The organism is Burkholderia sp. Bp8994 (assembly GCF_003853805.1).
Classification (GTDB): Bacteria; Pseudomonadota; Gammaproteobacteria; order Burkholderiales; family Burkholderiaceae; genus Burkholderia.
The window spans coordinates 15,559-28,600 of sequence record NZ_QTQH01000025.1 but is presented as its reverse complement, the minus strand read 5'-3'; the positions used below and the strand labels follow the sequence as shown (position 1 = coordinate 28,600).

General features: G+C 66.7%; 13 protein-coding genes. 4 read left to right on the top strand and 9 right to left on the bottom strand.

All coding sequences use genetic code 11. The features are described from left to right. Nucleotides 1-64: 64 nt before the first annotated feature. The 3 genes from DIE04_RS25140 to DIE04_RS25130 are packed head-to-tail and all read right to left on the bottom strand — an operon-like array spanning nt 65 to nt 2,796. A complete protein-coding gene (locus DIE04_RS25140) occupies nt 65-808 on the bottom strand; it encodes a DUF2486 family protein (protein WP_124521536.1) in 744 nt (247 codons plus the stop codon). Between the two features lie 25 nt (nt 809-833). After that, nucleotides 834-1,250, bottom strand: coding sequence for a DNA polymerase III subunit chi (locus DIE04_RS25135; RefSeq protein WP_006757287.1), 417 nt, complete (start codon nt 1,248-1,250; stop codon nt 834-836). Nucleotides 1,251-1,284: 34 nt separating this feature from the next. Beyond that, on the bottom strand, nt 1,285-2,796 hold the full coding sequence (locus tag DIE04_RS25130) for a leucyl aminopeptidase (RefSeq protein ID WP_124521534.1): 1,512 nt from the start codon (nt 2,794-2,796) through the stop codon (nt 1,285-1,287). A gap of 122 nt (nt 2,797-2,918) precedes the next feature. Between DIE04_RS25130 and lptF the strand changes: the two genes are divergently transcribed. From lptF to DIE04_RS25115, 3 genes are read left to right on the top strand one after another with little or no spacing between them, the layout of a single operon-like run. Then, nucleotides 2,919-4,010 (top strand): LPS export ABC transporter permease LptF, encoded by a 1,092-nt coding sequence (gene lptF / locus DIE04_RS25125; RefSeq protein WP_044845625.1) that lies wholly within the window; start codon nt 2,919-2,921, stop codon nt 4,008-4,010. Nucleotides 4,011-4,013: 3 nt separating this feature from the next. Next, entirely contained in the window at nt 4,014-5,162 is a 1,149-nt protein-coding gene (lptG, locus tag DIE04_RS25120; RefSeq protein WP_124488472.1) for an LPS export ABC transporter permease LptG, read from the top strand. Nucleotides 5,163-5,187: 25 nt separating this feature from the next. Then, on the top strand, nt 5,188-5,571 hold the full coding sequence (locus DIE04_RS25115) for a sirohydrochlorin chelatase (RefSeq protein WP_124488473.1): 384 nt from the start codon (nt 5,188-5,190) through the stop codon (nt 5,569-5,571). Nucleotides 5,572-5,661: 90 nt separating this feature from the next. Here DIE04_RS25115 and cobA read toward each other — a convergent pair whose 3' ends face one another. The 6 genes from cobA to DIE04_RS25085 all read right to left on the bottom strand — a co-directional run bounded on the left by cobA (nt 5,662) and on the right by DIE04_RS25085 (nt 11,864). Next, nucleotides 5,662-6,411: a uroporphyrinogen-III C-methyltransferase gene (gene cobA / locus DIE04_RS25110; protein ID WP_124521532.1), complete on the bottom strand. Its 750-nt coding sequence runs from the start codon at nt 6,409-6,411 to the stop codon at nt 5,662-5,664. An 88-nt stretch (nt 6,412-6,499) separates the two neighbouring features. Beyond that, nucleotides 6,500-7,816, bottom strand: coding sequence for a sulfate adenylyltransferase subunit 1 (locus DIE04_RS25105; RefSeq protein ID WP_124488475.1), 1,317 nt, complete (start codon nt 7,814-7,816; stop codon nt 6,500-6,502). A gap of 22 nt (nt 7,817-7,838) precedes the next feature. Continuing rightward, entirely contained in the window at nt 7,839-8,801 is a 963-nt protein-coding gene (gene cysD, locus DIE04_RS25100; RefSeq protein WP_044845620.1) for a sulfate adenylyltransferase subunit CysD, read from the bottom strand. Nucleotides 8,802-8,876: 75 nt separating this feature from the next. Next, the gene (locus DIE04_RS25095) at nt 8,877-9,620 is read right to left on the bottom strand and encodes a phosphoadenylyl-sulfate reductase (RefSeq protein WP_044845619.1); all 744 of its coding nucleotides are present in this window, start codon (nt 9,618-9,620) and stop codon (nt 8,877-8,879) included. Then, entirely contained in the window at nt 9,617-10,159 is a 543-nt protein-coding gene (locus tag DIE04_RS25090) for a DUF934 domain-containing protein (RefSeq protein ID WP_044845618.1), read from the bottom strand. The genes DIE04_RS25095 and DIE04_RS25090 overlap by 4 nt, the downstream gene beginning before the upstream one ends. A 25-nt stretch (nt 10,160-10,184) precedes the next feature. Further along, a complete protein-coding gene (locus tag DIE04_RS25085) occupies nt 10,185-11,864 on the bottom strand; it encodes a nitrite/sulfite reductase (RefSeq protein WP_044845617.1) in 1,680 nt (559 codons plus the stop codon). 217 nt (nt 11,865-12,081) lie between these two features. On the opposite strand from DIE04_RS25085, the gene DIE04_RS25080 reads away from it, so the two are divergent. Then, entirely contained in the window at nt 12,082-13,023 is a 942-nt protein-coding gene (locus tag DIE04_RS25080; RefSeq protein ID WP_009689198.1) for a CysB family HTH-type transcriptional regulator, read from the top strand. Nucleotides 13,024-13,042: the final 19 nt, after the last annotated feature.

Sequence of the window (13,042 nt, the reverse complement as noted above, 5' to 3'; positions counted from 1 at the left end):
CAATCGTCAGCGACGATGACTGGAGCCGCGCCCGCGGCCCCTGCGCACGAAACGTGCGGCGGGCTCAGCCTGAATGACCGGTCCGGCGGCGGGCGATCTCCGCATCGACCGCGTCGCGAACCCACTCCATCACTTCGGTTTCGAGCGCCAGCGCCACTTCGCGCGTGATCTGGCCGACGAGCCAGGCCGTATGGTCGTGCAACGCGTCGCGACAGCGGGCCTCGATGGCCTCGCGCCCTTCGCCGGTCAGATAATTCGTCAGCCGATTGCGCAGACGCTCGGCGATATGCTGCGTGTCCTCCACCGTCAGCGCGGCGGCTACATGCGCGTCCGGATGCGACGCGCCGGTGAGTTGAGCGGTAGCCAGCCCGCCGGCAGCCGGTGCAATCACGTGGGACAGCATCGCTTCGCCAGCATCGCGCGGCATCGCGGCAACGCCGGCCTGCTGCGCGTCGTCGGCGGCCAGCGCGGAGCGCAGCGGCGCCTGCGCCGCGGCCGACTCCTCGGCGACGACGTGCCCGGCGGCACCGGGTTGCGCCGGCGCATCGCTGTCGCCCGGCAATTCGACGGTCGGGATGTCCGGCGTCGGCACCGGCTCGACCACCACGAACTCGGGGTCGGTGCCCGGCTGCTCCGGCGCGGCGGACGCCCGAGCCGGATGGCCTGATACCAGCACGTCGGTCAGCACCGGCACCGCGGCAACGTCGTGCGGCGGCGCGTCGGCCGCGGACGAACGCGCCGGCACCGGCTTGCCCGGCACCAGCACGTCGGTCAGCGTCGGGATCGAAGAGGATTCGGCTTGTGTCACGGGAACGCTCCGTCGACGGTTTCGGCTAACTGCCCTGCTTGTAGTTGTTCAGCGCGTAGCCGCGATCGCGATAGAAGCGGTAGCGGTCGCGGCCCGCGGCCAGCTCGTCCGGCGCATTGCCGACCACTTCGAGCAGGCGCTCGAAGCGGGCGAACTGCGCGGGTACGGCCGCGCCGAGGTTCAGCAGCACATGATGATGCGGCGCCTGGTCGAGATCGGCGGCCAGCACGATCGGCGTGCCGGCCGCGTGCGCGCTGTCGACGCCGCAGTGCGGAATGAAATCGAGCGGCGAGAACGTCCAGAGCCGCTCGTCGAGCGCACGCAGGCGCGCGGGCTCCGCGAGCACGACGACCGGCTGCCCGGCCTGGTAGGCCTTGCGCAGCAGCCGGCATGCGTATGCGAGCGAATCGCCGACGTTCGAATGGAAATCGATTCGCGTCATTGCCCGCGTACCCGCATCGTCGTGAGACCTGCCATCACTGGCCGGCGCGGTCGATCAGGAACTGCGCGAGCAGCGGCACCGGACGGCCGGTCGCGCCCTTCGCCGCGCCACCCTTCCATGCGGTGCCGGCGATGTCCAGGTGCGCCCACGGATAGCTGTCGGTGAAGCGCGACAGGAAGCACGCCGCCGTCACGGCACCGGCCGGACGCCCGCCGATGTTCGCGATGTCCGCGAAATTCGACTTCAGCTGATCCTGGTACTCATCGTCGAGCGGCATGCGCCATGCCGGATCGTTCGCTTCGCGCGATGCGTCGAGCAGTTCGCCAGCGAGTGCGTCGTCCTTCGAGAACAGGCCGCTGTTGTGGGCGCCGAGCGCGATCACGCAGGCGCCCGTGAGCGTCGCCACGTCGATCACCGCGGCTGGCTTGAAGCGCTCCGCATAAGTGAGCGCGTCGCACAGGATCAGGCGGCCCTCGGCGTCGGTGTTGAGCACCTCGATCGTCAGCCCCTTCATGCTGGTGACGATGTCGCCCGGCTTGGTCGCGTTGCCGCCCGGCATGTTCTCGCAGGTCGGCACGATCGCGACGACGTTGATCTTCAGGCCCATTTCGGCGACCGCACGCATCGTGCCGAGCACCGAACCCGCGCCGCACATGTCGTACTTCATCTCGTCCATGCCCTCGCCCGGCTTCAGCGAGATGCCGCCCGTGTCGAACGTGATGCCCTTGCCGACCAGCACGACCGGCGCGGCCTTCGCGGCGGCGCCCTGGTAGTGCAGCACGATGAACTGCGGCGGCTCGACCGACGCGCGCGCGACCGACAGGAACGAGCCCATCTTGAGCGCCTGGATCTGCTTCAGGCCGAGCACCTCGACCTTCAGACCCCAATCCTTCGCGATCTTCTTCGCGGTGTTGCCGAGATAGGTCGGCGTGCACACGTTGCCCGGCAGGTTGCCGAGGTCGCGCGTGAGATCCATCCCGTTCGCCAGCGCGACGGCCTGCTTGACCGCCAGCTTGGCGGCCTTCTCATCGGCCGGATCGACGCTGAACACGACGCGCTTGAGCGTGTGCGACGCCGGTTCCGGCTTGCTCTTCATCTGCGTGAAGCGGTAGGTCTCGTTGCGCAGCGCGAGAATCGCCGCCCGCACACCCCAGTCGGAGCCGCGCTCGTCGACCGGCAGTTGCGCGAGCGAGAACGTGACCTGGCCGACCTTGGTCGCGAGCAGCGCGCGCCATGCGGCCGTCACTGCGTCGTTGTAGGCTTTCTGATTGAAAGCATCCTGCTTGCCGAGGCCGACGAGCAGCACGCGCGATGCGCCGATGCCCGACACTTCGTGCAGGAACAGCGTCTTGCCGCGCTTGCCGTCCATGTCGCCGGCCTTCACCACGCGCGAGATCAGCCCCTTGGTGGCCGTGTCGATGTCGAGCGCCGCGCCCGAGAGAGTCTGCGCCTCGAAGATGCCGAGCACGATGCAGTCGGACTTCCCGGTCAGGAACCCCTTGGCCTCGCCTTTGCTCCAATCACAGCCTTTTATGCTAAAGTCCATCGCGCTTGTCCTCGGATAAAATCTGGGCTAAGGATGAAAGCCGCAATTATCCGCTATTTTTCCCGTGGCGGCGCGAGCGCTCCACCACGCGTGCGCAGCCTCCCGCCCTCTTCTCATCAAGAATGATCTTCGAACGCTCCCTCCAGCGCGAGCTTGCGTATACGGCTGGCGCCGTGTTCATGGTGCTGCTCACGATCATGCTCACGACGATGATGATCCGCATCGTCGGCTATGCCGCGTCCGGCGAAATCGATCCGCGCGACGTGCTCGTGCTGATCGGCCTGACCGTGATCGGCTACCTCGCCGTGATGCTCGTCGTCACGCTGTTCGTGTCGATCCTGTTCGTGCTGACCCGGTGGTACCGGGACTCCGAAATGGTGGTCTGGCTTGCATCCGGCGTGAGCCTCACGCGCCTGATCAAGCCGATCGGCGTGTTCGCCACGCCGATCGTCCTGCTGATCGCGTTCTTCGCGTTCGTCGGCTGGCCGTGGTCGAACCAGCAGAGCAAGATGATCAAGGCGCGCTTCCAGCAGCGCGACGAGATCTCGCTGCTCGCGCCGGGCCAGTTCCGCGAATCGGCCTCGAACCATCGCGTGTTCTTCATCGAGAAGATGTCGCCGGACCAGAGCAAGGTGCAGAACGTGTTCGTCACGTCGACCGAGAACGGCAAGGTCAACGTCGTCGTGTCGCACACCGGCCATACCGAAACGAAGGACGGCGATCGCTTCGTCGTACTGGAAGACGGCCGCCGCTACGACGGCACGCCCGGCCAGCCGAACTTCAAGATCATGGAGTTCCAGCGCTACGGCGTGAAGATCACGAGCACCCCGGTCACCAACGTGCCGACCACCAACAGCACGCCGACACCGGACCTGCTGCGCAACCCGACGCGCGACAACCTCGCGGAATTCGCGTGGCGCGCGGGGCTGCCGCTGATCGCGATCAACCTGATGGTGCTCGGCATTCCGCTGTCGTACCAGAACCCACGCCGCAGCCGCACGATCAACCTCGTGATGGCCGTGCTGATCTACCTGACGTACTCGAACCTGCTGAACGTCGTGCAGGCACAGATCGAGCAGGGCAAGATGTCGTTCGGCGTCGGCCTCGTCGGCCTGCACCTGGTCGTCGCGGCGATCGTCGCGTTCATCTTCTGGTTGCGCGTGCGCAATCGTCCGCTGTTTACACGCGCGCTGTTCGGCCGCTCGGGAGCATGATCGATGCGGCTCTATGAAAAATACTTCGCGCGGCAGATCTACGTCACGTTCATCTTCATCCTGTTCGCGTTCTCGGGCCTGTTCTTCTTCTTCGACCTGATCAGCGAACTGAACTCGGTCGGGCACGGCAACTACAAATTCGGCTACGCGGTGCTGCGCGTCGCGCTGCAAACCCCGTCGCGCTTCTACGAGATCATCCCGGTCGCCGCGCTGATCAGCGCGATCTACGTGTTCGCGCAGATGGCCGCGAACTCGGAATTCACGATCTTCCGCGTGTCGGGCCTCGCGACCAACCAGGCGCTGCGCTCGCTGCTGAAGATCGGCGTCCCGCTCGTGATCATCACCTACCTGATCGGCGAGTTCGTCGGCCCGTACGCCGACCAGCTGTCCGAACGCGTGCGGCTGCAGGCGCTCGGCGCGTCGGTGTCGTCGAACTTCCAGTCGGGCGTGTGGGTGAAGGACACGCTCGCGGCCCGCGAGAACGGCGAGCAGGTCACGCGCTTCGTGAACGTCGGCAGCCTGTCGCCCGACTCGACGATCAGCAACGTGCGCATCTACGAGTTCGACTCGAAATTCCAGCTGCAGAACGTGCGGATCGCGCAGACGGGCCGCTACGAGCCGCCCGGCCACTGGTTGCTCAAGGGCGTCACGGAAACCGAACTGACGCCGATCAAGCCGATCGGCGGCGAACCGGCCGACGCGCTGAACCCCGTGTACCGGTCGCAGCAGGTGACGCTGCCCGAATACCGGCTGCGCTCGGACCTGACGCCGCAGATCCTGTCGGTGCTGCTCGTGTCGCCGGAACGGATGTCGCTCATCAACCTGTTCCGCTACATCCAGCACTTGCGCGAAAACCAGCAGGACACGCAGCGCTACGACATCGCGCTGTGGCGCAAGCTGCTCTACCCGTTCGCGGTGTTCGTGATGCTCGTGCTGTCGCTGCCGTTCGCGTACCTGCACACGCGTGCCGGCGTGGTCGGCGTGAAGGTGTTCGGCGGCATCATGCTCGGCATGAGCTTCCAGCTGCTCAACACGCTGTTCTCGCACATCGGCACGCTGAACACGTGGCCCGCGCCGCTGACCGCGGCGACGCCGGGCCTCATCTATCTCGCGCTCGGCCTGTTCGCGCTCAAGTGGGTCGACCGGCACTGAGCGCGGTCACGACGGAGGCTTCGACATGAGTTCGCACGGCATCGTCCTGTTCGGCCACGGCGCACGCGATCCGCGCTGGGCCGAGCCGTTCGAGCGGCTCGCCGCGCGGCTGCGCGGGGCCGGCTCCCCTGCTCCGCACGTGTCGCTCGCGTTTCTCGAACTGATGACGCCGTCGCTCGATACGGCCGTCGCCGCGCAAGTCGCGGCCGGCTGCACGCGCATCACCGTGGTGCCCGTGTTCTTCGGTCAGGGCGGGCACGTCCGCCGCGACCTGCCGCAGCTCGTCGACGCGTGCCGCGCCACGCATCCGGGCGTCGAGATCCGTTGCGCGACGGCTGTCGGGGAAGACGACGGCGTGCTCGATGCGATCGCGCGCTACTGCATCGACCAGGTCGGCCGCGACGCGTAAGCGCATCGCTGGCCGAAGCGGCGAGCCCAAACGAAAAAGCGCCGGCTTCGGAAGCCGGCGCTTTTTTTGCCTGCGGATCGCACGTTTGACTCAGGCCGCATCCTGCAACGCACCGCCCTCTTTCACGTGCCGCACGCGTTCGGCGAACGCATCGCCGATCATCAGCAGGCTCGGTTCCGCCGGGTCGAGCCACGCCTGCGCGCCGCCCGCCGCCATCTGCCCGAGCGTCAGCGTCAGCGTGCGCTCGCGCGCGGTGCTGCAAGCCTCGACGATCGCCACCGGCGTCGCGCTCGCACGGCCCGCGTCGATCAGTTCCTGCGCGATGCCCGGCGCACTGTCGCGGCCCATGTAGTAGACGATCGAATCGGCGCGCGCGGCCTCGCGAATCTCGTCGCTGCCCGGTGCGCGGCTGTGCGTCGCGAACGCGACGCTGCGCGACACGCCGCGCAACGTCAGCGAGCGCTTCAGCGTCGCCGCGCCGGCCAGCGCCGCGGTGATGCCCGGCACGACCTCGTAGTCGATGCCCGCCGCTTCGAGCGCGCGCATTTCCTCTTCGGCGCGACCGAACAGCATCGGGTCGCCGCCCTTCAGGCGCACCACGCACGCGTGCTCGCGCGCCGCGTCGACGATCTGCTTGTTGATGAAATGCTGCGCGGTCGAACGCTGCCCGCAACGCTTGCCGACCGCGATCTTGCGCGCGTTCGGTGCGTAGTCGAGCATCGCCGGCTCGACGAGCGCGTCGTGCAGCACGACGTCGGCTTGTTCGAGCAGCCGCATGCCGCGCACCGTGATGAGGTCCGCGGCGCCCGGCCCTGCTCCGATCAGATATACCTTGCCCATGTTTGTCGCTTCGCTTGGGGTCCTGCTCGTGCGGACGGCGGCCGGCCCGCGCCGCCGCGAGGGCGGCGCTGACCGCCGGTTAAGCCCGTTACGCCGAGAACGCCCGAATCATGCCGGCGGCGACCGTGTGGTGCGTCGCCTCGTCGATCAGCACGAACGCGCCCGTGCCCGGGTGCGCATCGTAGGTGTCGCAGACGATCGGCTTCTGCAGCGTCAGCGCGACGCGGCCGATGTCGTTCATCTTCAGTTCCTGGCGGTCGGTCGCGTGCGACAGCGTATGCACGTCGAGCACTTCCTTGACCGCGCCGATCTTCGCGAACACCGTGCTCGTGGTCTGCTTCAGCAGGTACTTGCGCTGCGGCGACAGCGGCGTCTCGTCGAACCAGCACAGGTCCGCCTCGAGCTTCTTCGCCGGCGCGACCGTCTCGGCGGTCGTGACGAACATGTCGCCGCGCGACACGTCGACGTCCTGTTCGAGGCGAATCGTCACCGTCTGGCCCGCGAACGCGTGCGCGACCGCCGCCGTGCCGCCCGGCACCGGCGCGATGATCTCGGCGACCGTCGCAGTGCGGTTCGACGGCAGCACGACGATTTCGTCACCGACCTTCACCTCGCCCGATTCGATCCGGCCCATGTAGCCGCGGAAATCGTCGGCCGAGCTGCCGTCCTGGCGTGCGACCCACTGCACCGGGAAGCGCAGCGCGTCATGCGCCTGCGTCTCGACCGGCAGCGATTCGAGCACGTCGAGCAGCGGCTCGCCCGCGTACCACGGCATGCGCTCGCTCGCGCCGACGATGTTGTCGCCCTTCAGCGCCGACACCGGCACGAAACGCACGTCCTTCAGGCCGAGCTGCTTCGCGAGCGCGACGTACGCGTCGCGGATCTCGTTGAAGCGTGCTTCGCTGTAGTCGATCAGGTCCATCTTGTTGATCGCGACGATCACGTGCTGCAGCGCGAGCAGCTTCACGATCGCGCTGTGACGCTTCGTTTGCGGCAGCAGTTCCGCCACGCCGTTCTCGATCGTCACGCGCGTCGCGTCGACCAGGATGATCGCCGCATGCGCGGTCGATGCGCCCGTCACCATGTTGCGCGTGTACTGCTCGTGGCCCGGCGTGTCGGCGATGATGAACTTGCGCTTCGCGGTCGCGAAATAGCGGTAGGCGACGTCGATCGTGATGCCCTGCTCGCGCTCGGCTTCGAGCCCGTCCGTCAGCAGCGCGAGGTCGATCTCGTCGCCGACCGTGCGCTTGTTCTTCGCGCGCGACAGCGCGGACAGCTGGTCCGACAACACGGCCTTGCTGTCGTACAGCAGGCGGCCGATCAGCGTGCTCTTGCCGTCGTCGACGCTGCCCGCCGTGATGAAACGCAACACGCCGAGGTCTTCGGTGTTCTCGATGATGCTCATGATGTGAATGTCCTCGTGTGCTTCAGAAATAACCTTGCTTCTTGCGCTGTTCCATCGCGGCTTCGGATGCCTGGTCGTCCATCCGGGTCGCGCCGCGTTCGGTGATCTCGGTCACCGCCGTCTCGGCGATGATCTTCTCGACGTCGTCCGCGTCGCTCTCGACCGGGCACGTGCAGCTGATGTCGCCGACCGTGCGGAAGCGCACCTGCGCGAGTTCGCTCGTCTCGCCGTCACGCATCGGCGTGAGCGGCGTGACCGGCACGAGCAGCCCGTTGCGACGCACGATCTCGCGCTGGTGCGCGTAGTAGATCGACGGCAGTTCGAGGTTTTCGCGCGCGATGTACTGCCACACGTCGAGTTCCGTCCAGTTCGAGATCGGGAACACGCGCAGGTGCTCGCCGTTGTGCAGGCGCGCGTTGTACAGGCTCCACAGTTCCGGGCGCTGCGCCTTCGGATCCCACTGGCCGAATTCGTCGCGGAACGAGAAGATCCGCTCCTTCGCGCGCGCCTTCTCTTCGTCGCGGCGCGCGCCGCCGATCAGCGCCGTGTAGCCGTGCTGTTCGATCGTCTCGAGCAGCGTGACGGCCTGTGCGGCGTTGCGCGAATCGGTTTCGCGGCGCAGCACGACGGTGCCGCGCTTGATCGAATCCTCGACGTGGCCGACCACCAGCTCGGCGCCGAGCTCCTGCGCGCGGCGGTCGCGGAAGTCGATCACTTCCTCGTAGTTGTGGCCCGTGTCGATGTGCACGAGCGGGAACGGCAGCGTCGTCTTGCGGTTCGCGCCGAGGCCGAACGCCTTCAGCGCAAGGTGCAGCACGACGACCGAGTCCTTGCCGCCCGAGAACAACAGCGCCGGCTTGCTGCATTCGGCAACGAGTTCGCGCAGGATGTGGATCGACTCGGCTTCGAGCCAGTCGAGGTGGCCCATGCGGTCGTCGGCACCGGTGGGCGGGGCAAAGGCGGATTGCTCGAGCGTCGTGCTCATGATTTCAGTCCTTCTCTTCTGGGTTCGTGCCGCCCGCTGTCGCGGGCGGCGCAATATTCGGTTTCTTGTCGGCTTTCAGTGCGCGGCGCCGGCTTCGGCGTTCGCGGGAATCGGCGTGATCGTGATGTGCAGCCCGCATTCCTTCGTGTCGCGCGACTCCCACCACCAGCGGCCCGCCCGGCTGTCCTCGCCCGGGCGGATCGCGCGCGTACACGGCTCGCAGCCGATGCTCGGATAGCCGCGCGCGTGCAGCGGGTTGACCGGCACGTCGAACGCCTTCAGGTACGCCCACACGTCGGCTTCCGTCCAGTCTGCGAGCGGGTTGTACTTCGCGATCCCGCGCGCTTCGTCCTGTTCTTCCTCGTGCAGCTCCGCACGCGTGACCGACTGCTCGCGACGCTGGCCCGTGACCCACGCGCCGACGTCGGCCAGCGCGCGGTTCAGCGGCTCGACCTTGCGGATGTGGCAGCACGACTTGCGCAGCTCGACGCTTTCGTAGAACGCGTTCAGGCCGTGCTCGGCGACGTACTGGTCGACCGCGTCCTGCTGCGGATGAAACTGCTCGATCTCGTAGCCGTAGCGCTCGCGCACGCGGTCGATCATGCCCAGCGTTTCCGCATGCAGGCGGCCGGTGTTCAGCGAGAAGATGCCGATCGACACGCCCTTCGACAGGATCGCGTGCGTGAGCAGCATGTCTTCCGCGGCGAGGCTGCTCGCGAACTTCACCTTCTCGTGGCGCGCGCCGATCTGCGCGAGCAGCGCGTCGAGGCGCTCGACCTTCGCGGCCAGTTCGGGCGTCAGTGCGGTCGCGGCGCTCATGCGCTCACCTTCGCGTCGGCCGCGGCCGCGCGGCGGCGGAACAGCGGCGCCGGCTCGTCGAATGCGCCCTGGTAACGCTGCGTGAATTCGCCGAACGCGTTCAGCGCATCGTGGATGTCCTTGTCGGCACGCACCGCGAACGCGTCGAAGCCGCAACGCGACATGTACAGCAGCTGGTCGCGCAGCACGTCGCCGATCGCGCGCAGCTCGCCGGTCCAGCCGTGGCGCTCGCGCAGCAGGCGCGCGATGCTGTAGCCGCGGCCATCCGCGAAGCGCGGGAAATCGACGGCGATCAGCGAGATCGCACCGAAGTCGGCCACGAGATCGGCCGGCTCGCTGTCCGGCGCGAGCCACACGCCGAGTTCGTCCTTCGTCTTCGCGGCGACGAGCGCCGCGCGCTCGGCCTGCCACAGGGTGAACGGCACCAGCACCTTGCCGGCCGGCAATGCGTCGACCGCGGGCAGCGCACCGTCTTCCGCCGCGCGCACGACCTGCCATGCGTCGTCGATCACTGCGCGGTTCTTGATAATCGAAGCCATCTGCAAATTCCTTCTACCCGGTTGGTTACGCGTTGACTGCCTGGCGCGCCGCATACACGCGCTCCTTGAACGGAGCGATGCCGATGCGGTCGTACGTGTCGATGAAGCGCTCGCCGTCGATGCGTGCCTCGACGAACGTGTCGATCAGCTTCGCGATCACGCCCGGCACTTCCTCCGCGGAGAACGACGGCCCGATCACGCGGCCGAGGCGCGCGCCGTTGCGGCCCGTGCCCTGCTCGCCGCCGAGCGACACCTGGTACCACTCGGCACCGTCCTTGTCGACGCCGAGGATGCCGATGTTGCCCACGTGATGATGACCGCACGAGTTCATGCAACCGGAAATGTTCAGCGACAGGTCGCCGAGATCGTACACGTAGTCCAGATCTTCGAAACGCTGCTGGATCGCCAGCGCGATCGGGATCGACTTCGCGTTCGCGAGCGAGCAGAAATCGCCGCCCGGGCACGCGATGATGTCGGTCAGCAGGCCGACGTTCGGCGTCGCGAAGCTGGCCGCCTTCGCCTTTTCCCACACCGTGAACAGGTCGCGCTTCTTCACGTTCGCGAGGATCAGGTTCTGCTCGTGCGACACGCGCAGTTCGCCAAGCGAGTACGCGTCTGCCCAGTCGGCCACCAGGTCCATCTGCGCGTCGGTCGCGTCGCCCGGGGCGACGCGGTGGTCCTTCAGCGACAGCGTGACCGCGGCATAGCCCGGCACCTTGTGCGGCGCGACGTTGCGCTCGACCCAGCGCGCGAACGCCTTGTTCTCGAGCAGGTGCTGTTCGAACGACGCGTCGGTGTCGGCCAGCTTCTCGTAGACGGGCGGCTGGAAGTACTGCGACACGCGGTCGACTTCCGCCTGCGTGAGCGTCGACGGGCCGTCCTTCAGGTGCTGCCACTCTTCCTCGACCTGCTGCGCGAACTTCGCGGGCGACAGCGCCTTCACGAGGATCTTGATACGCGCCTTGTACAGGTTGTCGCGGCGGCCGTAGCGGTTGTATACGCGCAGCACGGCTTCGCAATAGGTGAGCAGGTGCTGCCACGGCAGGTCTTCCTTGATCACCGCGCCGATGATCGGCGTACGGCCGAGGCCGCCGCCCGCGAGGATGCTCGCGACCACCTCGCCCTGCGCGTTCTTCTTCAGGTACACGCCGAGATCGTGGATCTGCACGGCCGCGCGGTCGTGCGTCGAGCCCGACACCGCGATCTTGAACTTGCGCGGCAGCCACGCGAATTCGGGATGGAACGTCGACCACTGGCGCAGGATTTCCGACCACGGACGCGGATCGATTTCCTCGTCCTGGGCGACGCCCGCGAACTGGTCCGCCGTGATGTTGCGGATGCAGTTGCCCGAGGTCTGGATGCCGTGCATCTGCACCGACGCGAGCTTCGCGAGGATCTCCGGCGTTTCCTCGAGCTGGATCCAGTTGAACTGGATGTTCGAGCGGGTCGAGAAGTGGCCGTAGCCGCGGTCGTGTTCGCGGGCGATGCGCGCCAGCATCCGCAGTTGGTCGCTGCGCAGGTTGCCGTACGGAATCGCGATGCGGTGCATGTATGCGTGGCGCTGCATGTACAGGCCGTTCTGCAGGCGCAGCGGACGGAATTCTTCTTCGCTCAACTCGCCCGACAGCCGGCGGCGCACCTGATCGCGGTACTGCGCGACACGCTCGTCGACGATCGTCTGGTCGTATTGGTCGTACTGATACATTCGGGGACCCCAGGGGTTTTCGTGGTGACCGCGCGACGTCCTAGCCACGTCGCGCCCGAATCTCCGTTCCGCCGCCATCGCCGGCCTTGCGCGGCCCGGCTGGATTGCTAATGACGAAAACAGATATCCATATTTGAAAAACTCCGGTGAATCGTAATAAACTCGCCTTATATTTCAAACGACTAAAAAATTCTGTTGATATGCGGAAGGGTTATAAATGAACCTGCACCAATTTCGCTTCGTGCGCGAGGCCGTCCGGCAGAATTTCAACCTCACCGAGGCCGCCAAGGCGCTCTACACGTCGCAACCGGGGGTGTCGAAGGCGATCATCGAGCTCGAGGACGAGCTCGGCGTGGAGATCTTCACGCGGCACGGCAAGCGCGTGCGCTCGCTCACCGAGCCGGGCAGGATCATCCTCGCATCGGTCGAGCGGATCCTGCAGGAAGTTGAAAGCCTTAAAAGGGTCGGAAAAGATTACGCGGCGCAGGATCAGGGCAACCTGACGATCGCCGCCACCCACACGCAGGCCCGCTACTCGCTGCCGGCCGCGATCGCCGAGTTCAAGAAGCGCTTCCCGAAGGTGCACCTGTCGATCCTGCAGGGCAGCCCGACGCAGGTCGCCGAGATGGTGATCCACGACCAGGCCGATCTCGCGATCGCGACCGAGGCGATCGCCGACTACAAGGAACTCGTGTCGCTGCCCTGCTTCCAGTGGCATCACGCGGCCGTGGTGCCGGCCGACCATCCGCTACTCGAACGCAAGCCGGTCACGCTGGACGATCTCGCGCAGTACCCGCTGATCACGTACGACGACGCGTTCGCCGGCCGCAAGAAGATCAATCATGCGTTCGCGCTGCGCGGGCTGTCGCCGGACATCGTGCTGGAGGCGATCGACGCCGACGTGATCAAGACCTACGTCGAACTCGGCCTGGGCGTCGGGATCATGGCCGACATCGCATTCAACCCGGAGCGCGACCGCAACCTGCGGCTGATTCCGGTCGGCCACCTGTTCGGCAGCAACGTGACGCGTGTCGCGCTCAAGCAGGGCGCCTATTTGCGCAGCTATGTGTATACGCTCGTCGAGCTGCTGTCGCCGACGCTGAACCGCAAGCTGATCGAGCAGGCGCTCAAGGGCGAATCCGAATCGTACGAGCTTTGACAGACAGGTATAACGACAG

Excerpts from the sequence above, each read along its gene's own strand:
- DIE04_RS25135 (WP_006757287.1), bottom strand. The coding sequence starts at position 1,250 with ATGACGCGAATCGATTTCCATTCGAACGTCGGCGATTCGCTCGCATAC.
- DIE04_RS25130 (WP_124521534.1), bottom strand. The coding sequence starts at position 2,796 with ATGGACTTTAGCATAAAAGGCTGTGATTGGAGCAAAGGCGAGGCCAAG.
- lptF (WP_044845625.1), top strand. The coding sequence starts at position 2,919 with ATGATCTTCGAACGCTCCCTCCAGCGCGAGCTTGCGTATACGGCTGGC.
- lptG (WP_124488472.1), top strand. The coding sequence starts at position 4,014 with ATGCGGCTCTATGAAAAATACTTCGCGCGGCAGATCTACGTCACGTTC.
- DIE04_RS25115 (WP_124488473.1), top strand. The coding sequence starts at position 5,188 with ATGAGTTCGCACGGCATCGTCCTGTTCGGCCACGGCGCACGCGATCCG.
- cobA (WP_124521532.1), bottom strand. The coding sequence starts at position 6,411 with ATGGGCAAGGTATATCTGATCGGAGCAGGGCCGGGCGCCGCGGACCTC.
- DIE04_RS25105 (WP_124488475.1), bottom strand. The coding sequence starts at position 7,816 with ATGAGCATCATCGAGAACACCGAAGACCTCGGCGTGTTGCGTTTCATC.
- cysD (WP_044845620.1), bottom strand. The coding sequence starts at position 8,801 with ATGAGCACGACGCTCGAGCAATCCGCCTTTGCCCCGCCCACCGGTGCC.
- DIE04_RS25095 (WP_044845619.1), bottom strand. The coding sequence starts at position 9,620 with ATGAGCGCCGCGACCGCACTGACGCCCGAACTGGCCGCGAAGGTCGAG.
- DIE04_RS25090 (WP_044845618.1), bottom strand. The coding sequence starts at position 10,159 with ATGGCTTCGATTATCAAGAACCGCGCAGTGATCGACGACGCATGGCAG.
- DIE04_RS25085 (WP_044845617.1), bottom strand. The coding sequence starts at position 11,864 with ATGTATCAGTACGACCAATACGACCAGACGATCGTCGACGAGCGTGTC.
- DIE04_RS25080 (WP_009689198.1), top strand. The coding sequence starts at position 12,082 with ATGAACCTGCACCAATTTCGCTTCGTGCGCGAGGCCGTCCGGCAGAAT.